Below are 24,060 nucleotides of genomic sequence, written 5' to 3'. Positions count from 1 at the left end.
TTCAGAGGTCCTTGCCTGACTTCTTCGCGTAGCGCACGCGGACGGTGCGCTTCACGCCGTCCTTGGTCTGCTCCTCGACACGGTGGCCGACGCGGGTCGGCTTCTTGGTCGAGGGGTCGACGACCTGGACGTTGGAGATGTGGATGGGGGCTTCCATCGTCTCGATGCCGCCCGTCTTGGTGCCGCGCTGCGACTGACCGACACGGTTGTGCTTCGTGACGTAGTTGACTCCCTCGACGATGACGCGGTTCTGCTCGGCGAGGACCTCGAGGACCTTGCCCTGCTTGCCGCGGTCGCCGCCCTTGTCCTGCTTCTTGCCCGTGATGACCTGAACCAGGTCACCCTTCTTGATCTTGGCCATGGGGTCAGATCACCTCCGGTGCGAGCGAGACGATCTTCATGAACTTCTTGTCGCGAAGCTCACGACCGACCGGTCCGAAGATGCGGGTGCCGCGGGGCTCCCCGTCGTTCTTCAGGATGACGGCGGCGTTCTCGTCGAACTTGATGTACGAACCGTCGGCACGACGGGTCTGCTTGACGGTGCGGACGACGACGGCCTTGACCACGTCGCCCTTCTTGACGTTGCCGCCCGGGATCGCGTCCTTGACGGTGGCCACGATGATGTCACCCAGGCCCGCGTAACGGCGGTTCGAGCCACCGAGAACGCGGATGGTGAGCAGCTCCTTGGCGCCCGTGTTGTCGGCGACCTTGAGGCGGGACTCGTTCTGAATCACTTGGCCTTCTCCAGGATCTCGACCAGACGCCAGCGCTTGGTGGCGCTCAGCGGGCGGGTCTCGTTGATGAGGACGAGGTCGCCGATGCCGGCGGAGTTGGTCTCGTCGTGCGCCTTCACCTTGGAGGTGCGGCGGATGACCTTGCCGTAGAGCGGGTGCTTCACGCGGTCCTCGACCTCGACGACGATGGTCTTGTCCATCTTGTCGCTGACGACGTAGCCACGGCGGGCCTTGCGGTAGCCACGGGCGTCGGCGTCGCGAACGTCGTGCTCGCTCGACTCGTGGCCCTTGGTCTCGACCGCGTCAGCGGCCTTCTTCGTGTCAGCCATCACTCGGCCTCTTCCTTCGCGGCCTCGGAAGTCTCATCCGACTTCTTGGCCTTCGTCTTCTTCGCCTTCGTCGCGGTCTCCAGCGGCGCGGGCGTGGCACGGATGCCGAGCTCGCGCTCACGGATCACGGTGTAGAGCCGCGCGATGTCGCGCTTGACCGCACGGATGCGGCCGTGGCTCTCGAGCTGGCCGGTGGCCGACTGGAAGCGCAGGTTGAACAGCTCTTCCTTGGCCTTGCGCAGCTCCTCGACGAGGCGCTGGTCTTCGAACGTGTCGAGCTCGCTCGGGGCGAGCGTCTTGGTGCCGATCGCCATTACGCGTCGCCCTCCTCGCGCTTGATGATGCGTGCCTTGAGCGGCAGCTTGTGGATGGCACGGGTCAGGGCCTCACGAGCGAGTTCCTCGTTGACGCCGGCGACCTCGAAGAGGACGCGACCCGGCTTGACGTTTGCGACCCACCACTCGGGCGAACCCTTACCAGAACCCATGCGGGTTTCGGCCGGCTTCTTCGTGAGCGGACGGTCGGGGTAGATGTTGATCCACACCTTGCCGCCACGCTTGATGTGACGGGTCATCGCGATACGAGCGGACTCGATCTGACGGTTCGTCACGTAAGCGGGCGTGAGGGCCTGGATGCCGAACTCACCGAACGACACCTTGGTGCCACCGGTGGCCTGGCCCGAACGGCCGGGGTGGTGCTGCTTGCGGTACTTGACCTTGCGGGGGATGAGCATTACGCCGACGCTCCTTCTGCCACGGGGGCCTCGTTGCGGCGGTCGCCGCCCCGCTCGCCGCGGTCGCCGCGCGGGCCACGACGGTCGTCACGACGACGGTCCGACTTCGGCGCGTTCGCCTGCTCGCGAGCGAGCTCCTTGTTGGTCAGGTCGCCCTTGTAGATCCAGACCTTCACGCCGATGCGGCCGAAGGTGGTCTTCGCCTCGTAGAAGCCGTAGTCGATGTTCGCGCGCAGCGTGTGCAGCGGCACACGACCCTCGCGGTAGAACTCCGAGCGGCTCATCTCGGCGCCGCCGAGGCGGCCGGAGACCTGGATGCGGACACCCTTGGCGCCGGCGCGCTGAGCGCCCTGCAGGCCCTTGCGCATCGCGCGGCGGAACGCCACGCGAGCGGTGAGCTGCTCGGCGATGCCCTGCGCGACGAGCTGGGCGTCGGCCTCGGGGTTCTTGACCTCGAGGATGTTCAGCTGGATCTGCTTGCCGGTGAGCTTCTCGAGGTCGGCGCGGATGCGCTCGGCCTCGGCGCCGCGGCGACCGATCACGATGCCCGGACGGGCGGTGTGGATGTCGACGCGAACGCGGTCACGGGTGCGCTCGATCTCGATGTTGCTCACGCCGGCCCGGTCGAGCTGGGTCTGCAGGAGCTTGCGGATGCGGATGTCCTCGGCGACGTAGTCGGCGTAACGCTGGCCGGGCTTCGTCGAGTCCGAGAACCAACGCGACACGTGGTCGGTCGTGATGCCGAGGCGGAAGCCGTACGGGTGGACCTTCTGTCCCATTACTTGCTCGCCTTCTTGCTCTTGGCAGCCGGCGCCGTCTCCGCGACCTCGGGGGTCGAGAGCACGACGGTGATGTGGCTGGTGCGCTTCTTGATCTGGAAGGCACGACCCTGCGCGCGGGGCTGGAAACGCTTGAGCGTCGTGCCCTCGTCGACGTACGCGTTCTTCACGTACAGGTCCTGCTCGTCCAGGTACTCGCCGTCCTTGTCCGCCTTGACGCGAGCGTTCGCGATCGCGGCGGCGACGAGCTTGTAGATCGGCTCGCTCGCACCCTGCGGTGCGAACTTGAGGATGGCCAGGGCCTCCTCAGCCTGCTTGCCCTTGATGAGCGCAACGACACGACGAGCCTTCTGAGGGGTCACGCGGATGTGTCGCACGCGTGCGATGGACTCCACCATTTCTCTCTCCTCTGCCCCCGCGTCAGCGGCGGCGGCCCTTCTTGTCGTCCTTCACGTGGCCGCGGAAGGTGCGGGTGGGCGCGAACTCGCCCAGCTTGTGGCCGACCATGGTCTCGGACACGAACACGGGGATGTGCTTGCGTCCGTCGTGCACGGCGATGGTGTGACCCAGCATGGCCGGGATGATCATCGAACGGCGCGACCAGGTCTTGATGACGTTCTTGGTGCCGGCTTCGTTCTGGACGACGACCTTGCGAAGCAGGTGCTCGTCGACGAAGGGGCCCTTCTTAAGGCTGCGAGGCATCTTCCTCTACTCCTACTTCCGCTTCTTGCCGGCGTTGCGACGACGGACGATGTACTTGTCGCTTTCCTTGTTCGCGTGACGGGTGCGGCCTTCGGCCTGACCCCACGGCGAAACCGGGTGACGACCACCGGAGGTCTTACCCTCACCACCACCGTGCGGGTGGTCGACCGGGTTCATGGCGACACCGCGGACGGTCGGGCGGATGCCCTTCCAGCGGTTACGGCCGGCCTTGCCCCAGTTGATGTTCGACTGCTCGGCGTTGCCGACCTCGCCGACGGTCGCGCGGCAGCGCGCGTCGACGTTGCGGATCTCGCCCGAGGGCAGACGCAGCTGGGCGTAGGGGCCGTCCTTCGCCACGAGGCGAACCGACGCACCGGCCGAGCGGGCCAGCTTCGCGCCGCCGCCGGGGCGGAGCTCGATCGCGTGGATCACGGTACCGGTGGGGATGTTCTTCAGCGGCAGGTTGTTACCCGGCTTGATGTCGGCCGACGGACCCGACTCGACGATGTCGCCCTGCGCCAGCTTGTTCGGCGCGATGATGTAGCGCTTCTCGCCGTCGAAGTAGTGCAGGAGCGCGATGCGCGCGGTGCGGTTGGGGTCGTACTCGATGTGAGCGACCTTGGCGTTGATGCCGTCCTTGTCGTTACGACGGAAGTCGATGACGCGGTACTGACGCTTGTGGCCACCACCGATGTGACGGGTGGTGATGCGGCCCTGGTTGTTGCGGCCACCGGTCTTGCTGAGCGGGCGGAGGAGCGACTTCTCAGGCGTCGATCGGGTGATCTCGGCGAAGTCGGCCACCGACGAGCCGCGGCGACCCGGGGTCGTGGGCTTGTACTTGCGAATAGCCATATCTCTAGTCCTCTATCCCGACCGTCAGCCGACTGCCGTGAAGATGTCGATGGTGCCCGACTTCAGGGTCACGATGGCGCGCTTGGTGTCCTTGCGCTTGCCGGTGCCGAAGCGGGTGCGACGGGCCTTGCCCGTGCGGTTGAGCGTGTTGACCGCTGCGACCTTGACGCCGAAGATCTTCTCGATGGCGAGCTTGATCTCGGTCTTCGAGGCGCGGGGGTCGACGAGGAAGGTGTACTTGCCCTCGTCGATGAGCCCGTAGCTCTTCTCCGAAACGACCGGCTTCAGGATGATGTCGCGCGGGTCCTTGTTGATGCCGGTCATGCCGAGACCTCCTGGGTGGCGGCGCTCTTCGACGCGACGAACGCGTCGTAGGCGGCCTTGGTGAAGACGATGTCGTCTGAGACGAGCACGTCGTAGGCGTTGAGCTGGTCGGCCGGCAGCACGTGCGCGAACGCGATGTTGCGGACGCTCAGGACGCTGATGTCGTCCGAGCGGTCGACGACCACGAGCACGTTCTTGGTGGCGCCCAGAGCGGTCAGGACCGCAGCGGCGGCCTTGGTCGACGGGGCACCCTCGATCGCGAACGACTCCACGACGTGGAGGCGCTCGCCACGAGCACGGTCGCTGAGCGCGCCCAGCAGGGCGGCCGCGATCATCTTCTTGGGGGTGCGCTGCGAGTAGTCGCGCGGCTTCGGACCGTGGACGATGCCACCACCGGTCATGTGCGGCGCGCGGATCGAGCCCTGGCGGGCGTTACCCGTGCCCTTCTGCTTGAAGGGCTTGCGGCCGGCGCCCGAGACCTCACCGCGACGCTTGGTCGAGTGGGTGCCCTGGCGAGCCGCCGCGAGCTGCGCGACGACGACCTGGTGGATGAGCGGGATGTTCGTCTTGACGTCGAAGAGGTCGGCGGGAAGCTGGACGGAGCCAGCCGCCGTGCCGTCTGCCTTCACGACGTCGAGCGCGAGAGTCGAGTCAGCCATGAGATCAGGCACCCTTCACTGCGTTGCGGACGTAGACGATGCGGCCGCGAGCACCGGGGACGGCGCCCTTGACGAGCAGCAGACCCTTCTCGGCGTCGATGGCGTGCACCTTGAGGTTGAGGACGGTCACGCGCTCGCCACCCATACGGCCGGCCATGCGCATGCCCTTGAAGACGCGGCTCGGGGTCGACGAGGCGCCGATCGAGCCGGGCTTGCGGTGGTTGCGGTGCGCACCGTGCGAGGCGGAGACACCCTTGAAGTTGTGGCGCTTCATGACACCCGCGGTGCCCTTGCCCTTGCTGGTGCCGACGACGTCGACCAGCTGGCCGGCCTCGAACGTGCCGTCCACCGTGAGCTCCTGACCGAGTGAGTAGTCAGCGGCGTCCGCGGTGCGGATCTCGGTGAGGTGACGGCGCGGGGTGACACCCGCGGCCTCGAAGTGGGCCGTGAGGGGCTGGTTCACCTTGCGGGGGTCGATCTGGCCGTAGCCGATCTGCACGGCCTTGTAGCCGTCCTTCTCCGGCGTGCGAACCTGGGTGACCACGTTCGGCGCGATCTCGATGACGGTGACGGGAACGAGCTTGCCGTTCTCATCCCAGACCTGGGTCATGCCGAGCTTGGTGCCGAGCAGGCCCTTGGAAACCTTGTTGTTGATGTCAGCCATGTCGAACCTCAGAGCTTGATCTCGATGTTGACATCGGCCGGGAGGTCGAGGCGCATGAGCGAGTCGACAGCCTTGGGCGTCGGATCGATGATGTCGATCAGACGCTTGTGGGTGCGCATCTCGAAGTGCTCGCGGCTGTCCTTGTACTTGTGGGGAGAACGGATCACGGCGATCACGTTCTTCTCCGTCGGAAGGGGCACGGGGCCCACGACCGTCGCGCCCGCACGGGTCACGGTGTCGACGATCTTGCGCGCCGACGAGTCGATGACCTCGTGGTCGTACGACTTCAGGCGAATGCGGATCTTCTGTCCCGCCATTGTCTGCTCACTCTCTTTCTCGCGTCATACCCCTGTGGCATTGGACGCACGTGGCGCAAAGCGCCATGGCACTTCTGCACCGCTTACGCAGTGCGTGCTGCACCGCTGTTCTGCTGTCAATCCGGGTGCCGCGCCGAAGCACCGCGTCCCGGCATCCGTCCTCCCCCGCGCGCGAAGCAAGGCTCCGCTCGAGGTGGAATCGTGATGTGGTGGTTCTGCTGCCCGCGGCCTAGGACCCTGCGCCCGTGCCGTTGAAGTATTCGCTACTCCGCAGACGGGGGCTGCCTATGCACTGCCCTGGCAGTGATCCGACGCACGCCAAGAGGGGCGTCGGAATGTGGAACCTCACTAGTCTACGTGCAGCCCGGGCGTGTCGCAAACTCGGGCGTGTCGCGACGCGGGTATGCTCGGGCGTTTCCCAGGGGCGGACGCAAACGGATGCTGCGTCCCCACGCGAGAGGGCGGCCGCGCTGCGCGCGACCGCCCTCTCTTCCTCCTTGCTAAGGCGTCACTCGGTGCTCGCGTGGCGGCGGCGGTAGGCCGCGAACGCGACGACCGCGATGCCGGCGAAGAGCACCGCGCCACCCGCGACCGCGAACATCGGGCTGATGCCGCCACCCGTGGCCGCGAGGGCTCCCGGGTCGCTGGATGCCGGTGTCGCCGGGACGACGGGCGTCTCGGTCGGGGTCGGGGTCGGAGTCGGGGTCGGCTCGCAGTCCTGCTCGGACTCCTCCGCCGTGAGCTCGCGGGTCTGCGTCTCGGTGGTCGTGACGGTCGGCTCCGCGACCTCGCCGTGGTAGACGGTCGTGTACACCTCGCGCGTCTGCGTCACCGTGGTGTCGCCGCACTCCCACTCACCGTCGACCCACTCGCCGTAGGTGGTCTTGGTCGTGGTCGGGTTGCAGTCCGCCCACTCCTCCTCGGTCAGTGCGCGGGTCTCGCGGTCCTCCTCCGTCGTGGCGTTGGCCTCGTCGAGGACCCACTCCTCGGCTTCGTCATCCCAGATGTAGGGCGTGGTCGTGGTGGTGGTGACAGTGACCACGACCTCTTCGCCGCAATCGGTGGTCGACTCCTCGGTCTCCGTGACCTTGTCCTTCGGCTTCTCCGTCGGGTACTCGCCCTTGCAGACGATCCAGTGCGAGACGTCCGCCTGGTTCCCGCCACCGTTCTCCGGTGACGCATACGCGACACCCGCCTCAGGGTGGTTGATGACGTTGTTCGTGTTTCCCGCTTTGATGACGAGGAGTTCCCAGTGGTCGCCCCACCAGTCTTCCTCGTACGGCTTCAGGGTGATCGTCTTCTTGTCGGCACTGATGGTGCCGTGCGAAGAGCTTTCCGGAGCGTCGACCTTGTAGCACTTCGACTCGTGCTCGGTCTGATTCTCCCAGTACCCGGCATCGTTCGACTCGGGGGTGAACGGCACCAACTTGCCGACCTCACCCTGGAGCTGCGTCTCTTCCGCGGACGCTCCGGTGGTCACCAACGGTGCCACCACGAGGGCGGCGGCGACCAGCGCCCCCGCCAATGCCTTGAATGTTCGCTTGCGCACTGCAGACACAGTGGTCCTCCCCTTTTTCGGCGCACAGCGCCGTCCCAGCGGTACGCCGAGGCGCACCGTCATCCCAGCGGCGCACCATCGAGGCGCGCCGTACTTCCCAGCGACGCGCAGAGCGCGCCGTACATCCCAGCGACGTGCGGGGGCACGTCGTCACTGCTGCGGCACGGGGGTACCGCATTCCTTCGATGCGCGGGGGCGCATCACCCACCCGTGGGGGGACGGGTGTCGGACTCCACGCGGTCCGGGCCGAATGGGATCCGGTTCCGCGTCCTTCCCGAGGTTGCGGAACAGGCGGAGAACCGCCGTTCGTGCAGGCTATCGCGACACGCCCGGATGCGCGAAATCGACGCGCGGGACGGGTGCTGCGGGCCGCGGCATCCGTCCCTTCCCGGCGCACGAACGAGCCCCTCGCCTTGGGGTGCGAGAGGCTCGCGCGTCCTTTCCGCTGACGCGGCCGGAATCGTGTGGGAGAGAGCGGGCCTCGGGGCGGTCCCGCTCTCTCTCACGTTCAGAGGGTCGCCTTGGCCTCTCCGCGGCGGCGGCGAGCGACGATCAGCATCGTCGTGCCTCCGAGAAGGGCGAGCACGCTGAGCAGGACCAGGAGCGGCGGCACCTGTCCACCACCGGTCGCCGGCAGCGGGGGCTGCGCCGCGGGGCACACCTCGACCGACTGCGACGCCGAGACGGGCTCGTCGTCCGACGGGGTGACCGTGGCAGTGTTCGGGTGCTTCGCGCATGCGCCGTCGACCGTCGACAGGTCCCGCGAGTACGTGAAGACCTTCTCACCGTCGACCGCGTTGAGCACGACCTCGCCGCCGAACTCCGCCGCGGTGTCCGACACGGTCGCCGTGGCGTCCGTCGTCGCCGGCGTCACCTCGGCGAAGTCCACGTCGGCGGTCGCTTCCGCGGCACCCGACGTGCCGAGCAGCTCCTCAGCGTCCCATGTGATGTCCACCGTGTTCGTCATGGCCGTCTCTGCGGTCGCGTCGGCCAGGGTGCACTCGTACGGGAACTCGACGGTCGCGCCGGCCGGGATCACGAGGTCGTCCGTCCCGCCCACCTCGCACTCCCCGCCCGGCAGAGCGTCTTCGAGCGTGATGGCGACGTCCACGTCGTTCGGGTTGGTGACCGAGATGGTCCCCCACACGGCGAAGTTCGAGTCCATGGCGGCCGTCGGCGTGACAGTCACGGTGTACGCGAACTTCGCCGACGCACCGGCTCCCACCGTGGCGGAGGTGTGGTCCACCGTCTTGGTGACCGTCCAGTCGTAGTCGCGGTCGAACGAACCCTCAGCGGTCTTGCTGACCATGAGGTCCTGGTAGTCGCAGACCGTGACCGTCTCGTCGGCCTGCTCGCCCGTCTCCTCGATCCACGCGGTGTTGGTGTAGTCGACGCAGCTGCCCGGAACCCCGTCGAGGGTCAGCTCGTACGGGAACTCCTGCGGGCCGTCGTCCCAGTTCGCCGTGCCGAGCACGACCGGGTTCTCCGGGTCGGTCATGTCGTCGATCACCGTGATGGTGTCATTGACGAGGGTCATGTCCCAGTCGGCCTCGGTGATCTGCGCGGTGTCCTCCGCACTCGAGTCGGGGCTCGACGCCTCCTCGGCGTCCCACGTCACCGTCGCCTTGTTGGACCCCGTGATGAACGGGCCGTCCTCCGAGAAGCTGCAGGTGTAGTCGAACGTCCTGGTCGAGTTCGCGGGGATCGTCGCGTCGACGCCATCCGTCACCGTGCAGGAGGCGCCCTCAAACGAGGGCACGTCGGTCACGGTCGCCGTCACATCCTCGTTGTTCGGGTTGAAGACGTCGATCTCACCCTCCATCGCCCAGTCGGAGTCGGTCGCGGCGCCCGGAGTCACCTCGACGACGTAGTGGAACGTCGCCTGGCCGTTCTCGTCGACCGTCCGGACCGTCTCGTCGACGCTCTTGGCGATGTCCCACGCGTACGTCCGCGTCAGGCTCACCACGACGTTCTTCTCGATGGTCAGGTTCTCACCGGTGCAGACCTCGACGGTGGCGCTGTCGGAGAGCTCCGGCTGGGTCCTGGTCGCTGCGATGGTCGCGGTGTTGTCGTACTCCTTGCACGCGCCGGCTGCGACATCGTCGCCGAGGTCGCGCGAGTACTCGAAGACCGTGGGACCGTCGAGCTTGGTCACCACCACCGGTCCGTCGAACTCGGGGGCCGTGTCGGACACGGTCACCGAGGCATCCGTCGTCGAGCTGGGCGCGACCCCCGCGAACGTGAAGTCCGCGAGCGCCTGCGTCGAGCCGGCGGGGATCGCCGACGAGTCCCAGGTGACGGTCGCCGTGTTGGTGCCGGCCGTTCCCGAGGGCAGCGTGCAGCTGTACTCGACCTGCGCGGTGCCGCCGTTCTTCGGCACGGTCGGCAGCTGCTGTGTCGTGATCGTGCACTGTGCGCCGGGGATCGAGTCCGTGACGCCCGTGATCGGCACGTCGATCGGGTTGGTGTTGGTGACCGTGATCACGCCCTTGACGGTGTAGCCCGAGTCGATCGGCGCCGAGGGCGTGACCGTGACGGTGTAGTCGAAGGTCGCGTTCTCACCGGGGCGCACGGTGGCGCTCGCGGGGTCGACCGTCTTCTCGATCTGCCAGTCGTAGTCGCGGACGAACGAGGGGACCGCGGTCTTGGTCGCCGTCAGCGGCACACAGGTCGACGGCGGGGTGATGCTCAGCGGACCCGCCCAGGCCTGGATGTTGCCGCCGAGCTCGTTGTTGTTGCCGGTGAACGAGCGGATGTAGACCGAGGAGCCCAGCGTCGGCGGGCAGCCGGGCTTGACGTTGGCGAGCAGAGCGAGGTTGAGGCCCACCTCGACGAACGTGCCGTCCGCGTTGGTGACTCCCATGAAGCTGTTCGCCGGGAAGTTGCTGGTGATGCAGGTGCCCGGGTAGTTCGCGGTGCTGGTGTACGTGCACACGCCCCGGAGGATGGTGCCGTCGTTGCCGCTCTGGTCCATGAAGAAGACTGTCCCGCCGAGCGAGCGGTCGGGCTGGGGCACGTTGCCCTCACCGCCGGAGCGCGTCGGAGCCTTGGTGATCTCGATGATGAAGCCCGACGAACCGGTGCCGCTGGCTCGGTCCCACGCGGCGAACAGGATCGGGTCGCCGTCCACAGTGGTGGACCACGCCTGCGCGTTGAGGATCGTGGCGTGCTGCGACGGGCTTCCCGCGGCGTACCACGTCGACGGGTCGCTGGTGTCGTTGGTGGTCTTGTACGGACCGTGGCTGTTCGTGCTCGCGTCGGGCACGCTGTCCCAGTCCTGGCCACCGCAGTTGACCGGGCGGTCGCCGTCGATCTCGAAACCGTAGAAGAGCGGCGGACACGCGAGTGCCACGACCTCCTCCTCCGCGGGCGCCGCAAGCGCCGCGACCGGCTGCTCGGCCTTCTGCCCCTCCACGGGGGCCGCGGGCTCTTCGGCAGCAGGCTCTTCGGCAGCAGGCTCATCCGCCGCCGGCTCCTCAGCCGCGGGTTCTTCCGCTGCCGGCTGCTCCGCAGGTGGCGGAGTGGCAGCATCCGTCGATGCCGTGTCGGTCGTCGTCGCCTCGGTCGTGGCGGCGGGGTCTGTGGTCACCTCCTCGGCCGACGCGGGGGACATCCCCGAGAACACCAGAGAACTCGCCACGATCGCGGCGAGTCCTCCGACGTACCAGCGGTTCTGGAGCGCGATCCTGCGCTCCTGATTCCGCTCCTGACGCATGCGGCTGCGCAGACCCTCAGACTTCGAGGCGCGCACGAAAGTACGACTGAACATTTCCTTCACCCTTGGTCGAAACGACACAGGGTGCCCCAGATGGAGCCCCTCCCAGCACGCAACGGCCAGCGAAGTAGGCGTCCCCAAATGGTTCGGCGTTCTCCCCAAACACGAGCCGAAGCGTGTTCCCGCCGCCAACGTATTGCCGCCGAGTCAGGACGTCAAGTCTCAATGTTCACGCGACGATCACGGCCGCCTCGGGAAACGCGAAAGCGGCCCGGGTCGCCCCGGGCCGCCTCTCGATGGTTCCGCCGCTACTGGTTGCCGACAGCTCCGTCGACGTTTCCACGGACGTCGTCGATCGTGCCGTGGTGCTCTTCGGGCACGACCTTCTTCGCGAGATCCGAGGCGCCGTCGAGCACCTTGTCGCTGATGTCCTCGGCCTGCTCGGACTTCATGAACTCGCCGATCTTGTCCTTGTTCTGCTCGTACAGGTCCTTGCCCTGGTTGACGAGGTCGTCGAAACCGCCCATGCTCACTCCTTCGCGCGCCCCCCGGCGAGGCGCCCAGCCCCATCCTGTCGGGACGGATGCTGCGGCGGAACCCCTGCGCCGCCTCCGGCGTCCGACGGCGCGAGGATGCCGCACGAGGCGGCCCCCGAACGCGGAGAAGCCCCCGGGATCACTCCCGGGGGCTTCTCGCAGCAGTTGCGCCGAAGAACCTTACTTGAGGATCTTCGTGACCGTGCCGGCGCCGACGGTGCGGCCACCCTCACGGATGGCGTAGCCGAGGCCCTCCTCCATGGCGATCGGCTGGATCAGCTCGACCGTCATGTCGGTGGTGTCGCCGGGCATGACCATCTCGGTGCCCTCGGGCAGCGTGATGACGCCGGTGACGTCGGTGGTGCGGAAGTAGAACTGCGGACGGTAGTTCGTGAAGAACGGGTTGTGACGGCCGCCCTCCTCCTTGGACAGGATGTACGCCGTGCCCTCGAAGTTGGTGTGCGGGGTGACCGAACCGGGCTTCACGACGACCTGGCCGCGCTCGACGTCGTCACGCTTGGTGCCGCGCAGGAGCAGACCACAGTTCTCGCCGGCCCAGGCCTCGTCGAGCTGCTTGTGGAACATCTCGATACCGGTGACGATCGTCTTCTGCGTCGGGCGCAGACCCACGATCTCGACCTCGGAGTTGATGGCCAGCGTGCCGCGCTCGGCGCGGCCCGTGACGACCGTGCCACGACCGGTGATGGTGAAGACGTCCTCGATGGGCATGAGGAACGGCTTGTCCTTGTCACGCACCGGGTCGGGGATCGACTCGTCGACCGCCTCCATGAGCTCGAGGATCTTCGCGGTCCACTCGGCGTCGCCCTCGAGAGCCTTGAGGCCCGAGACGCGGACGACCGGAGCGTTGTCACCGTCGAAGTCCTGCGACGAGAGGAGCTCGCGAACCTCGAGCTCGACGAGCTCCAGGATCTCCTCGTCGTCGACCATGTCCGACTTGTTCAGCGCGACGAGCAGGTAGGGCACGCCGACCTGCTTGGCGAGCAGCACGTGCTCACGCGTCTGAGCCATCGGGCCGTCGGTGGCGGCGACCACGAGGATCGCGCCGTCCATCTGAGCGGCACCGGTGATCATGTTCTTGATGTAGTCGGCGTGACCCGGGGCGTCGACGTGGGCGTAGTGACGCTTCGGGGTCTCGTACTCGACGTGCGAGATGTTGATCGTGATACCGCGCTGACGCTCCTCGGGAGCCGAGTCGATCGACGCGAAGTCGCGCTGCACGTTGGTGGCCGACGGGTACGTGTCGGCGAGCACCTTCGAGATTGCGGCGGTGAGCGTGGTCTTGCCGTGGTCGACGTGACCGATCGTTCCGATGTTCACGTGCGGCTTGGTGCGCTCGAACTTGGCCTTAGCCACTGGGTCCTCCTCAGGACGTTCGTGTAGAGGTTCCGGGCGCTGGTGTGCGCCGGTCGTCTACGGGGATATCTCCACCTTAGTAGAGACGGTTCTGGTGATTCTGTGTGAAGTTGTGCCGTCGGGATGCCGCGTCACCGAGGCATCCCGACGGAAAAGGGTTACTCGCCCTTGACCTTCTGGACGATCTCGTCGGCCACGTTGCGAGGAACCTCGGCGTAGCTGTCGAACTCCATCGAGTAGACGGCGCGGCCCGAGGTCTTCGAGCGCAGGTCACCGATGTAGCCGAACATCTCGGAGAGCGGGACCAGCGCACGGACGACCTTGACGCCCTGGGCGTCCTCCATCGACTGGATCTGGCCACGACGCGAGTTCAGGTCGCCGATGACGTCGCCCATGTACTCCTCGGGAGTACGCACCTCGACCGCCATGAGCGGCTCGAGGATGACGGGGTTCGCCTTGCGGACGGCCTCCTTGAAGCCCATGGAGCCCGCGATCTTGAACGCCATCTCGGACGAGTCGACGTCGTGCGACGCACCGTCCATGAGGATGGCCTTCACGCCCACCATGGGGTAGCCGGCGAGCACGCCGACGTTCATGGCGTCTTGGAAGCCCTGGTTGGTCGGCTCGATGTACTCGCGCGGGATGCGGCCACCGGTGACCTTGTTCTCGAACTCGTACGTCTTGTCGGCCGTGACCTCGAGCGGCTCCAGCGCGAACTGGATCTTCGCGAACTGCCCCGAGCCACCGGTCTGCTTCTTGTGGGTGTAGTCGTGACGCTCGACGGCCTTCTTGATCGTCTCGCGGTACGCCACCTGGGGCTTGCCGACGTTGGCCTCGACCTTGAACTCGCGCTTCATGCGGTCCACGAGGATGTCGAGGTGCAGCTCGCCCATGCCCTTGATGACCGTCTGGCCGGTCTCGGCGTTCTGCTCGACGCGGAACGTCGGGTCCTCTTCGGCGAGCTTCTGGATCGCGAGACCCAGCTTCTCCTGGTCGGCCTTGGTCTTCGGCTCGATGGCGACCTCGATGACCGGCTCCGGGAACGTCATCGACTCGAGGACGACCTGGTTCTGGCTGTCGGCGAGGGTGTCACCGGTGGTGGTGTCCTTGAGGCCGATGACCGCGTAGATGTGACCGGCGGTGACCGAGTCGACCGGCATCTCCTTGTTGGCGTGCATCTGGAAGATCTTCCCGATGCGCTCCTTCTTGCCCTTGGTCGCGTTGACGACCTGGGCACCCGAGTCGAGGTGACCCGAGTAGACGCGGATGTAGGTGAGGCGACCGAAGAAGGGGTGCGTCACGATCTTGAACGCGAGCGCCGCGAACGGCTCGTCGCGGTCGGCGTGGCGCTCGATGATGATCTCTTCGTCCTTCGGGTCCTTCGCCTCGATGGCGGGGACGTCGAGGGGCGACGGGAGGTAGTCCACGACGGCGTCGAGCATCGGCTGCACGCCGCGGTTCTTGAACGCCGAGCCGCAGAGCACGGGGTAGAGCTCCGAGGCGATGGTGAGCTTGCGGATCGCGGCCTTGATCTCGGCGACCGTGAGCTCCTCGCCGCCGAAGTGCTTCTCGAGAAGCTCCTCGTCGGACTCCGCAACCGTCTCGAGAAGGATCTCGCGGTACTCCGCGGCCTTGTCGGCGAGGTCGGCCGGGATCTCCTGGATCTCGTACTTGGCGCCCATGGTCACGTCGCCCTTGGCGTCGCCGGGCCACACCAGTGCGCGCATCTCGACGAGGTCGACGACGCCCACGAAGTCGCTCTCCGAGCCGATGGGCAGCTGGAGCACGAGCGGCTTGGCCTTGAGGCGGTTGACGATGGTGTCGACCGTGAAGTAGAAGTCGGCGCCCAGCTTGTCCATCTTGTTGACGAAGCAGATGCGGGGGACGTCGTACTTGTCGGCCTGGCGCCACACAGTCTCGGACTGGGGCTCGACGCCCTCCTTGCCGTCGAAGACGGCGACCGCGCCGTCGAGGACGCGCAGCGACCGCTCGACCTCGACCGTGAAGTCGACGTGGCCGGGCGTGTCGATGATGTTGATCTGGTTCTTGTTCCAGAAGCACGTGACGGCGGCCGACGTGATCGTGATGCCGCGCTCCTGCTCCTGCTCCATCCAGTCGGTGGTCGCAGCACCGTCGTGCGTCTCACCGATCTTGTGGTTGACGCCCGTGTAGAACAGGATGCGCTCGGTCGTCGTCGTCTTGCCGGCATCGATGTGCGCCATGATGCCGATGTTGCGGACCTTGTTGAGGTCGGTGAGCACTTCTTGTGCCACGGGGTGTCCTTAGCTGTTGAAGGTGGTAGCGGGCCCGCCGCTCCCGCGGGTCGCGGGAGCGGCGGGGATGCTGATTACCAGCGGTAGTGCGCGAAGGCGCGGTTCGACTCGGCCATCTTGTGGGTGTCTTCGCGGCGCTTGACCGCGGCACCGAGGCCGTTCGAGGCGTCCAGGATCTCGTTCTGGAGGCGCTCGGTCATCGTCTTCTCACGACGACCCTTCGCGTAGCTCACGAGCCAGCGGAGGGCGAGCGTGTTGGCGCGGTGAGGCTTGACCTCGACCGGCACCTGGTAGGTCGAGCCGCCGACGCGGCGCGACTTGACCTCGAGGGTCGGGCGCACGTTGTCGAGCGCCTTCTTGAGCGTGGCGACGGCGTCCTGGCCGTTCTTCGCCTCGACACCCTTGAGGGCGTTGTACACGATCGACTCGGCGAGCGACTTCTTGCCGTCGACGAGGATCTTGTTCACGAGCTGGCTGACGATCGGAGCGCCGTAGACCGGGTCGTTGACGACGGGGCGCTTCGGGGCGGGTCCCTTACGAGGCATCTTTCTCAGCCCTTCTTCGCGCCGTAGCGGCTGCGAGCCTGCTTACGGTTCTTGACTGCCTGGGTGTCGAGCGCACCGCGGACGATCTTGTAGCGGACACCGGGGAGGTCCTTCACACGACCGCCGCGGACCAGCACGAGCGAGTGCTCCTGCAGGTTGTGGCCCTCGCCGGGGATGTACGCCGTGACCTCGGTGCCGTTGCGGAGCTTGACACGGGCGACCTTGCGCATCGCCGAGTTCGGCTTCTTCGGGGTGGTCGTGTACACGCGGGTGCAGACACCCGCCTGCTGCGGGTTCGCCTTGAGCGCCGGCGCCTTGGTCTTCGAGACCTTGGGCGAGCGACCCTTGCGAACCAACTGCTGAATGGTTGGCACGTTCTCTCCTTGTTGTGCTGCGCGGTGTGCCTGTCGGCTCCGCACAGGTGCTGCACGGTGACAGCGTCGTGGTCTCCCCCGCGGCATCCGGATCTTTCGATTCGTGACGCCGCGGGCTCACGCTGACCCACCGACGCGCCAGAATGACTGTCGCGCCTCTTGGTGGTGGGTATGCCGTGGGGGTGGCCTGTTCGCAGGCCGTTCCCTGAGATGCGGCGCTCGCACCGGTTCCCGCACCGAGGCACGGTCGACGGCGCGCGTGAGCGCACACCCGATCCATGATACGTGGGTTTCGGGGGCCGGGCAAACGCGGAAGCACGTCGCACGCCCAACCGGGCGACGACACGCCGCACCACAGCCGAGATCGCCCTCGGTCGTCCCCGTCAGACAGTCGTCAGCAGGGCGACGAGTGCCAGCGCGGCGAGGAGGACGAGGACGGATGCTGCGACCGCGACCGCGATCGTCCGCCGCCGTCGGCGGCTCCTGCGGGTGGCATCGGCGGCCGCCGTGTCGACGTGGTCCTGTGGGGCCCGGCGCACCGGCTCGGCGCGCACCGCCGTGACCGGAGGGATGGATCGCGCACGGTAGCCGGCGACAGCCGATGCGGGCGGGGCGGCGACCCTGCCGGGTGTCGCCGGGCTCGGCGTGGCGTGCTCCGGGGCGGGGGGCGCCGGGGACGCCGGATGCCTCGCGCCCGCAGGGGTGCGCGGGGGTTCGGGTGCCGGAGGATGCGCGGTGCGTCGCGGGCCGGCCGGTGCCGACTCGGTCGCGGCCTGCGTGGCCACCTCGGAGTCGGAGGGGACGGCCGACCTGGCGGAGACCGGATCGACCGCGTCAGCACCCACCGAGGAGCGTCGCGAGGGCAGAGTCCGGTCGTCGAGCTCGTCGTCGACCGGCGCCGGCGCCGCGCCCTTCCGCCGGGCCTGATCGTTCCGCCGAGAAACGGTGGTTCGCTCGTCGTCGGGATCGATCACCCGTCGCTCCGCCGCAGCCGGACCTCCGCGTCGCCCAGCAGGAACCGGTCGCCGGCCTCGACCTCCTCGCCCGGAGGGGCCTCGACCTCGGTGCCCATCACCGTGGCGAACAGCACGCCGTTGGTGGAGTCGAGGTCGGTCACGTACCACTTGTCATCGCGCAGGTTCAGGCGCGCGTGCGTCTTCGACACCGTGCCGTCCTGGATCGAGACCAGCTGAGCGCCCGGGTGGTCCGGATCGGGGGCCGGCCGGCGTCCCAGGATGACGACCTCCGACGAGAGCGCGACGGGCTCGCCGGTCGGCGGAACGAGCGCCCAGTCGGTGCGCTTGCGGCGAGCGATGATCGTCTCTTCGAAGAGGTCCTGCTCGTCGGGGATCTCGGGCTTGCCGTGGAACGCCGAGACCGAAGACCGCGCCGAGCGCGGCGAGCCGGCGTCGGGTGCGCCGGAGATCGCCGACACCGGACCGGAGGTCTCGGGGAAGGCGTCGGCGTCGCTCATCGGCGAGCGCGCGGGCGCCCACGGCTCGCCGTCGTCGCCCGACGAAGGCGCGGCCGGCACACGCGTGACCGGCGGCCGCGTGATGCCCTCCTCGCTCGTCGTCGCGGCGTCCGGCGCCGCGAACGGCTCTGCGGTGCGGCGGGCGGGCCCGGCGGGCGCCGGAGTCGCGGCAGCGGTGGGCGGGACGGGCGCGAGCGGAGTGGCGGGCACCGCGGAGATCGGCGCGGGGGCACCGGGCACGGCGCCGGTGACCTCCGCGCTCAGGTCGACGCCGTCGAGCGCGAATCCCTGCCAGGGAGCTGCGTCGCCGGAGCCGTTCCCGCTCACCTCGGGTGTCGCGGAGACCGGGCGGCCGGCCAGCGGGGGAGGCGTCCAGCCACCGGCGCGGGGCGCGACATCATCCTCGGCGGGCGGCACGGATGCCTCGGCCGCGGGCCCGGCGGAAGCCACAGGTGCCGCGGGAGCCGGCGACGCAACGGGTGCGGGCGGAGCAATGGGTGCGGGCGAAGCCACCGGCGCAGCGGGCGCCTGCGGTGCGGCAGCCGCCGTCGGCGTGCCGGAGGCCGGAGCGTACGCGGGCGGCGGCGGCGCGAACCCTGCGCCCGCGCTCGTCGGCGCAGGGGGGAACGCCGTCGGCGCCGGCGGATGGGCGGCCGGCGCATCCGTGTGCGCACCCGGAGCGGGCAACGGCGGAAGCGGAGGAAGCTCCGACCCGCTCGAGGAACGGCGCACGCCGGCGCCGAAGGGGGCGCGGGCCGCAGCATCCGTCTCCCGTCCGACCCAGCGCGCACTCCCCCAGCCGACGACCGACGCCCAGACCGGGAACACGAGAAAGCCGAGGGCGGTCATGCCGGCACCGAAGCCGAAGGCGACGTTGACGCGGAACAGCGCGATCGCCCAGACCACGAGGAACACGATGTTGACGAACGGGACGAACGCGAGGATCACGAGCCACGGCGAGAGCCCGGCGAGGCGGAGCAGCACGATGATGTTGAGGACCGGCACCCAGGCCTGCCACGCCTCGACCCCGGACTTGCGGAACACCGCTGACAGGGCGAGCGCGGTCCAGACGTAGAAGCCGGCGAACAGGAGCAGGCTGATCAGGGTGCCGACGACGGCTGCGGTGGCATCTGTGGGGTTCATGGCATGGGACGCACGGGCTCGGCCCGTCGTCTCCCCCTCTCGGCGAATCGCGTGCGGCCGCCCGGTTCGGGCGCCATCGGACGGAACAACGATCTCAACGATACGGTCGCGAGAGCCCCGCGCCAGAACCCGCGCTCGCGTCGCAGGGCGCGTCGCTCCGCGTCGACGGCCGCCCAATAGCGCGTCGCCTCGTCGGCGGAGAGATCCACGTGGGAGAAGACGGCGCGGTCGGCGTCGCGGGCGAGCGCGGCCCCGGCGGGCGTCGCGAAGGCGGCGGCGAGCTCTGAGCGCGTAGCGGTGCGGGATGCTGCGCGGCCGCCGTCGAGCGCGGCATCGACGTACTCGTCCCAGCCACCGGCGATGCGGGTCGACGGGGTCCCGTTGCGGCGACGGCCCCGTCGGCGCGCGGCCTTCGTCCCGATCACGATGAGGAACGGTCCGAGGGCGAGCACGAGCACCAGGAGGGCGATGCCGCCCATCCGCAGCACCGGCCAGAGCCAGGCGAGATCGACTCCCGCGTCGTCGTCGGCGGGGCGGTCGGTGGCAGAGTCCTCCTGCGCGGGGTCGGGCGGCACGACCTCCTCGACCGACTCGGGGCGCACCTCGGTGACGTTCTCGGGATCGCGCTGCTCGGTCGTGTCGAGGCTCGGCGACTGCGCGTATTGGGGCGTCACGTCGATGGCGACCCAGTCACCTGCCGCCGACTGCACCTCGGTCCACGCGGTGAGGTCCTGCGGGCGGCAGGCCCCCTCTTCGCACGTCGCGAGGCCCGGCTCCGCAGACGTCAGACGCGCTCCCAGCACCACCCGGGAGGGGAATCCGAGCTCGCGGGCCATGAGCGCCACCGCGACGGCGAACTGCTCATCGTCGCCGATCGCGGCGACGTAGTTGCCGGATGCGACGGCGTTCAGGTCGGTCTCGCGCTCGAGCAGGCGCGCGAACATCGTGTCGACCCGCGCGAGCGAGTGGCCCGAGGCGCTGGGCTGGAACGCATAGTCGGGCAGGGCGGCGACCCACGCCGGCTCCTGCTCGCCCTCGGCGAGACCGTGGCTGAGGTAGCCGCGCTCGCGCAGCAGCGCGACCGCGCTCTCGAGGGCCGGGCCGCCGGAGCCGACCGCGTGCTCGTCCAGCCACGTGCGGAGGCTGTCGGGCGCGGCGACGCCACCCGGGCTTCCGGGGGCGTCAAGGTCCGCGAGCGCCGGGGCCGCGGGCTCGACGCCGCGCACGACGAACGCATCGCCCGGCTCGAACCCTCCCCCGGTCGTCTGGACCGCCGCGGACGCCGTGGCGTTGTAGTAGAACTTGTCGGCCAGCGACACTGCCCGGTCGCCGTCGAACGCGACAGCCTCGAGCCGGCCGGCGGTCGGCATCCAGATGCCGTCCCAGGCGTCGATCTCGATCCGCGCCGCCACCGGCGTCCCCTCGCCGCCGTCGAGGGCGGACGGCACGCGGACGAAGCGGCCGGCGTCGACGGCGCCGTCGCCACCCGAGCGGAACACCTCGCCGTCGTAGGCGTCGAGGGTCGCGAGCCGCACGCGCTCGGGAAGCTCGTCCACCACCCCGTTGCTCACGACGGGCTCGACCGTGAACAGCACGTCGTCGGCGCGGGCGTCGGCGAACAGGGCGCGGTACTGCGAAAGCGGGCTCACCTCCGCCGACAGGTCGACGTCGGGGCCGACGGCCGAGCGCAGCACCTCCCGCTCCGCGCCACGGGCGGCGAAGGGCACGACCGCGACCGCGAGCGCGAGGGCGACGGCGACCATTCCGGCGCCGAGCGCGGTGCGTCGGCGGTCGGCCGCGGAGGGGCGGCGCGAGATGCGGACGCCGCTGGATGCCGCGGCCCGCTGCAGCGCGCGGACGCGTTCGTCGTGCGTGCGCCAGGCCAGCCACAGCAGGCACGCCACGAGTCCGGTGACGCCGACCGCGGTCTCGACGGGCGCGTAGAGGAACACCGGGCCGATCTCGAGCGGGGCGCTCACGGTGGTGCGGCCGAAGAAGAGCCCGAACGTCACCATGCCGAGCGCCACGGGCACTGCGGCGTACGCCACGCGATCCTCCCGCCACGCGAGGAGCAGCACCGCGCAGGTGCCGACGAGGAACACGACGAGCGCCGGCACGAGCAGGTTGCGGTACGAGCCGACCGGCAGTTCGACCGTGACGAGGTCCTTCCAGCCGAGCACCAGCCCGCTCGCCAGTTCACCGAGACCGCGCATCAGGTCCTCGGGCGTGCCGAGGCGCGAGGGCACCGCGAGCGGCACGCCGAGGACGAGGATCGCGAGGGCCAGCGCCCCGGCGACGGCCCACCCGGTCCAGCGCCGCCACCATCCCAGGAGGGCGACCCCGCCACCCACCAGGGTGCCGACGCCCACCAGGAGCGCGAAGGTGCCCGAGCGGTAGATGGGCCAGGCGGCGACGGCCGCGACGACGGCGATCACCGCGGCGAACCCCGCCCCGACCCACACGCGCCCGGCGAACCGCGGCGCGCGCAGCGCCGGCGTCTCGGCCGCGCCTCGGGGCGCAGCATCCATCCGCTCCATCACCGGGATCGGCCCGCTCACGATGCCGCTCCCCTGAGCAGCAGGCCCGCGAGATCTTCGAGGGTCCCCACGGTGAGCACCGTCATGCCCGACAGCGGCTGCATGCGCGGGTGCGCGCGCTCGTCGCAGATGACGCCGACGACCGTGGTGTCTGCCGGGAACGCGAGAGCTGCCTGCTGCAGGCGGGCGAGCGGCACGCGGGAGCCCGCCACGACGAACGCGATCGACAGCCGCTCGTCCGACTCGGCCGCGAGCCGGCACACCTCGCCCACGGGCATCGTGCTCTCGAGCAGGTCGACGCCGCTGAAGCCGTCCAGCATGGGGCGCGGCGCCGCTGAGGGGATGTGGCGGATCGCGCGCAGCCGCCCGCGCACCACACGCGGGATCTCGGATCCGGTCACGATCTGCACGTCGCGGGCATCGTGCACGGCGCGCAGGCCCAGCGACGCCGCGCACGATACGGCGAGCTCGAACTCGTCGGCGTCGGCGTACTCGGCCGCCCAGGCCCCGAGCACGACCGCCATGCGCGAGCGCCGGGACTCCTCGTACTGGCGCACCATGAGCCGCCCGGTCTTGGCCGTCGACCGCCAGTGGATCTGCCGCCGCGAGTCGCCCGGAGCATACTCGCGGATCGCGTGGAACGACATGTCGGCGTCGACGAGGCGGCGCGTCGGCGCGCCCTCGAGATCGCGGATGAGACCCGCGCTCGTCGACGGCAGCGCCACTGTGCGCGGGTGGACGTACAGGTCGTGCACGTCGTGGAACGAGTGCTCGCGGCGCAGCATGCCGATCGGGTCGCTGCGCACCGTCGTCGCGGGCCCGACCGTCACGATGCCGCGCCCCAGGCCCGGGATGTCGAGCGGCTGCTCGACCGCGTGACCCGGCCGCAGCAGGGGCACGCCGAACTCGACCAGACCGGCCCCGACCGGGATGTCGATGCGGCCCGGCAGCGCCGTGCGATGGCCGTCGTTGCGCACGTCGATGCGCCCGGTGACGCCCTCCCCCGCGACGATCCGCTCGTGCGTCAGCGACAGGTCGACCTCGTACGCGCGGGCGCCGAAGAGGAACGGCACGGCGGCGAGCAGGAGGACGACGGATGCTGCACCCGCGACCATGAACTCCACCCAGCCGAACACGATCCCGAGGACGAACCCGAGGGTGGCCGCGACAGCGACCAGGGCCCCGGCCGGCCGGATCGTCTCTGCGGCCCACTCCGCCGCGGTGGTGATGCCCGAGCTCGCGGCCCGCCACACGCGCGTCCACCACACGGCGGCCCGCACGAACGCGCGACCGCGGCGCGACTCGCCGACGCTGGTGGCCGTCGCGGTCACCTGCGTGCGGCCGGTCGTGCCGGTGGTGTGGACGGTGCGCGTGATGCGCGGCTCCATCGTGCTGGTGGAACCGCCGCGGCGCTCGGAGCTGCTCATACCGCTTCGCGCCTCGAGGGCGGTGCCACGTCGAGCAGCACCTGCCCGACCACGGTCTCGGGGGTGACGCCGTCGAACTCGGCCTCGGGGTGCAGGATCAGGCGGTGCGACAGCACCGGCACCGCGAGCGTCTTGACGTCGTCGGGGGTCGCGTAGGTGCGGCCCTGCGACGCGGCGCGCGTGCGGACGGCGCGTGTGAGGGCGAGGGCGCCACGGATGCTGACGCCCAGGCGGACCTCGTCGGCCGTGCGCGTGCTGTCGACCAGGCGGGCGATGTAGTCGAGCACGAGCGCGTCGACGTACACCTCGGCGGCGAGGTCGGCCATGCCGACGATGGCCTGCGGCGTGATGATCGGCGTGAGCTCGGCGGTCGCGACGGCGGCCCTGTCGAGGATGCGGACGGTCGCCGCGTGGTCGGGGTAGCCGAGCGACGTGCGCATCATGAAGCGGTCGAGCTGCGCCTCGGGCAGGCGGTAGGTGCCGGCCTGCTCGACCGGGTTCTGCGTCGCGAGCACGAGGAACGGCACGCCCGCTTCGCGCGAGACGCCGTCGATCGTGACGCGGCCCTCCTCCATCACCTCGAGGAGCGCGGACTGCGTCTTCGGGCTCGCGCGGTTGATCTCGTCGGCGAGCACGATGTTCGCGAAGATCGGGCCCGCGTGGAACTCGAAGACGCCCTCCTTCTGGTCGTAGACGCTCAGCCCCGTGATGTCGCTCGGCAGCAGGTCGGGCGTGAACTGGATGCGCGTGTTCGTGCCCTGCACCGACTGCGCCATCGCCCGCGCGAGCGAGGTCTTGCCCGTTCCCGGCACGTCCTCGAGGAGCACATGGCCGTCGCTGAGCATCGCGGTGAGCACGAGCTCGACGACGTGGCGCTTGCCGAGGACGGCGCGCTCGACGTTGTCGGCGATCTGCCCGAACGTCTGCGCGAACCAGTCGGCCTGCTCCTGCGTGATCGTCATGTGGGTGTCCTTCGTCGTGTGCGGGGGATCGGAGGGGAACGGATGCTGC

The 24,060-nt window shown here is 69.2% G+C and carries 25 protein-coding genes; all 25 read right to left on the bottom strand.

Translation table 11 applies throughout. From position 1 onward, the window contains the following. Window position 1: 1 nt before the first annotated feature. Entirely contained in the window at window positions 2-361 is a 360-nt protein-coding gene (gene rplX, locus ACEYYH_RS04055) for a 50S ribosomal protein L24 (protein ID WP_159846873.1), read from the bottom strand. Between the two features lie 4 nt (window positions 362-365). Beyond that, window positions 366-734 carry a 50S ribosomal protein L14 gene (gene rplN, locus ACEYYH_RS04050; protein WP_045301495.1) on the bottom strand — a complete coding sequence of 123 codons (369 nt, stop codon included), beginning with the start codon at window positions 732-734 and terminating at the stop codon, window positions 366-368. After that, entirely contained in the window at window positions 731-1,063 is a 333-nt protein-coding gene (rpsQ, locus tag ACEYYH_RS04045) for a 30S ribosomal protein S17 (RefSeq protein ID WP_374976998.1), read from the bottom strand. Before rpsQ ends, rplN begins: the two co-directional genes overlap by 4 nt. Next, on the bottom strand, window positions 1,063-1,377 hold the full coding sequence (rpmC, locus tag ACEYYH_RS04040) for a 50S ribosomal protein L29 (protein ID WP_116194492.1): 315 nt from the start codon (window positions 1,375-1,377) through the stop codon (window positions 1,063-1,065). Before rpmC ends, rpsQ begins: the two co-directional genes overlap by 1 nt. Next, entirely contained in the window at window positions 1,377-1,796 is a 420-nt protein-coding gene (gene rplP / locus ACEYYH_RS04035) for a 50S ribosomal protein L16 (protein ID WP_018171451.1), read from the bottom strand. Before rplP ends, rpmC begins: the two co-directional genes overlap by 1 nt. Continuing rightward, the gene (gene rpsC / locus ACEYYH_RS04030) at window positions 1,796-2,575 is read right to left on the bottom strand and encodes a 30S ribosomal protein S3 (RefSeq protein WP_116194493.1); all 780 of its coding nucleotides are present in this window, start codon (window positions 2,573-2,575) and stop codon (window positions 1,796-1,798) included. Before rpsC ends, rplP begins: the two co-directional genes overlap by 1 nt. Next, window positions 2,575-2,973 carry a 50S ribosomal protein L22 gene (rplV, locus tag ACEYYH_RS04025; protein WP_045301488.1) on the bottom strand — a complete coding sequence of 133 codons (399 nt, stop codon included), beginning with the start codon at window positions 2,971-2,973 and terminating at the stop codon, window positions 2,575-2,577. The genes rpsC and rplV overlap by 1 nt, the downstream gene beginning before the upstream one ends. A 22-nt stretch (window positions 2,974-2,995) precedes the next feature. Continuing rightward, on the bottom strand, window positions 2,996-3,277 hold the full coding sequence (rpsS, locus tag ACEYYH_RS04020) for a 30S ribosomal protein S19 (protein WP_045275479.1): 282 nt from the start codon (window positions 3,275-3,277) through the stop codon (window positions 2,996-2,998). 12 nt (window positions 3,278-3,289) lie between these two features. Then, on the bottom strand, window positions 3,290-4,129 hold the full coding sequence (gene rplB / locus ACEYYH_RS04015) for a 50S ribosomal protein L2 (RefSeq protein WP_116194494.1): 840 nt from the start codon (window positions 4,127-4,129) through the stop codon (window positions 3,290-3,292). Between the two features lie 24 nt (window positions 4,130-4,153). Further along, entirely contained in the window at window positions 4,154-4,453 is a 300-nt protein-coding gene (gene rplW / locus ACEYYH_RS04010) for a 50S ribosomal protein L23 (protein WP_159846879.1), read from the bottom strand. Then, window positions 4,450-5,112 carry a 50S ribosomal protein L4 gene (rplD, locus tag ACEYYH_RS04005; RefSeq protein WP_374976997.1) on the bottom strand — a complete coding sequence of 221 codons (663 nt, stop codon included), beginning with the start codon at window positions 5,110-5,112 and terminating at the stop codon, window positions 4,450-4,452. Before rplD ends, rplW begins: the two co-directional genes overlap by 4 nt. 4 nt (window positions 5,113-5,116) lie before the next feature. Next, a complete protein-coding gene (rplC, locus tag ACEYYH_RS04000) occupies window positions 5,117-5,776 on the bottom strand; it encodes a 50S ribosomal protein L3 (RefSeq protein ID WP_045301481.1) in 660 nt (219 codons plus the stop codon). 8 nt (window positions 5,777-5,784) lie between these two features. Beyond that, entirely contained in the window at window positions 5,785-6,093 is a 309-nt protein-coding gene (gene rpsJ / locus ACEYYH_RS03995; RefSeq protein WP_018171443.1) for a 30S ribosomal protein S10, read from the bottom strand. 508 nt (window positions 6,094-6,601) lie between these two features. Next, the gene (locus ACEYYH_RS03990; RefSeq protein WP_374976996.1) at window positions 6,602-7,642 is read right to left on the bottom strand and encodes a hypothetical protein; all 1,041 of its coding nucleotides are present in this window, start codon (window positions 7,640-7,642) and stop codon (window positions 6,602-6,604) included. A 517-nt stretch (window positions 7,643-8,159) separates the two neighbouring features. Further along, window positions 8,160-11,420, bottom strand: coding sequence for a hypothetical protein (locus ACEYYH_RS03985; protein WP_374976995.1), 3,261 nt, complete (start codon window positions 11,418-11,420; stop codon window positions 8,160-8,162). A 254-nt stretch (window positions 11,421-11,674) separates the two neighbouring features. After that, entirely contained in the window at window positions 11,675-11,893 is a 219-nt protein-coding gene (locus tag ACEYYH_RS03980) for a hypothetical protein (protein ID WP_374976994.1), read from the bottom strand. 189 nt (window positions 11,894-12,082) lie between these two features. After that, window positions 12,083-13,276, bottom strand: coding sequence for an elongation factor Tu (tuf, locus tag ACEYYH_RS03975; RefSeq protein ID WP_056371402.1), 1,194 nt, complete (start codon window positions 13,274-13,276; stop codon window positions 12,083-12,085). A 158-nt stretch (window positions 13,277-13,434) separates the two neighbouring features. Then, the gene (gene fusA, locus ACEYYH_RS03970) at window positions 13,435-15,549 is read right to left on the bottom strand and encodes an elongation factor G (RefSeq protein WP_374976993.1); all 2,115 of its coding nucleotides are present in this window, start codon (window positions 15,547-15,549) and stop codon (window positions 13,435-13,437) included. 74 nt (window positions 15,550-15,623) lie between these two features. After that, the gene (gene rpsG / locus ACEYYH_RS03965) at window positions 15,624-16,094 is read right to left on the bottom strand and encodes a 30S ribosomal protein S7 (RefSeq protein ID WP_042538706.1); all 471 of its coding nucleotides are present in this window, start codon (window positions 16,092-16,094) and stop codon (window positions 15,624-15,626) included. A gap of 5 nt (window positions 16,095-16,099) precedes the next feature. Continuing rightward, window positions 16,100-16,468 (bottom strand): 30S ribosomal protein S12, encoded by a 369-nt coding sequence (gene rpsL / locus ACEYYH_RS03960; RefSeq protein ID WP_018171438.1) that lies wholly within the window; start codon window positions 16,466-16,468, stop codon window positions 16,100-16,102. Between the two features lie 383 nt (window positions 16,469-16,851). Further along, on the bottom strand, window positions 16,852-17,442 hold the full coding sequence (locus ACEYYH_RS03955) for a hypothetical protein (protein ID WP_374976992.1): 591 nt from the start codon (window positions 17,440-17,442) through the stop codon (window positions 16,852-16,854). Next, a complete protein-coding gene (locus ACEYYH_RS03950) occupies window positions 17,439-19,085 on the bottom strand; it encodes a DUF5684 domain-containing protein (RefSeq protein WP_374976991.1) in 1,647 nt (548 codons plus the stop codon). The genes ACEYYH_RS03955 and ACEYYH_RS03950 overlap by 4 nt, the downstream gene beginning before the upstream one ends. After that, window positions 19,082-21,643, bottom strand: a complete 2,562-nt coding sequence (locus tag ACEYYH_RS03945; RefSeq protein WP_374976990.1) for a transglutaminase domain-containing protein — start codon at window positions 21,641-21,643, stop codon at window positions 19,082-19,084. Before ACEYYH_RS03945 ends, ACEYYH_RS03950 begins: the two co-directional genes overlap by 4 nt. Continuing rightward, on the bottom strand, window positions 21,640-23,049 hold the full coding sequence (locus ACEYYH_RS03940; RefSeq protein ID WP_374976989.1) for a DUF58 domain-containing protein: 1,410 nt from the start codon (window positions 23,047-23,049) through the stop codon (window positions 21,640-21,642). The genes ACEYYH_RS03945 and ACEYYH_RS03940 overlap by 4 nt, the downstream gene beginning before the upstream one ends. Further along, the gene (locus tag ACEYYH_RS03935; RefSeq protein ID WP_374976988.1) at window positions 23,046-24,011 is read right to left on the bottom strand and encodes an AAA family ATPase; all 966 of its coding nucleotides are present in this window, start codon (window positions 24,009-24,011) and stop codon (window positions 23,046-23,048) included. The genes ACEYYH_RS03940 and ACEYYH_RS03935 overlap by 4 nt, the downstream gene beginning before the upstream one ends. Between the last annotated feature and the right edge of the window lie 49 nt (window positions 24,012-24,060).

The sequence above is a fragment of the Microbacterium trichothecenolyticum genome (genome assembly GCF_041938625.1).
Lineage (GTDB): Bacteria > Actinomycetota > Actinomycetes > Actinomycetales > Microbacteriaceae > Microbacterium > Microbacterium trichothecenolyticum_D.
The sequence above is the reverse complement of the archived record's forward strand: the minus strand, read 5'-3'. Positions and strand labels throughout refer to the sequence as shown.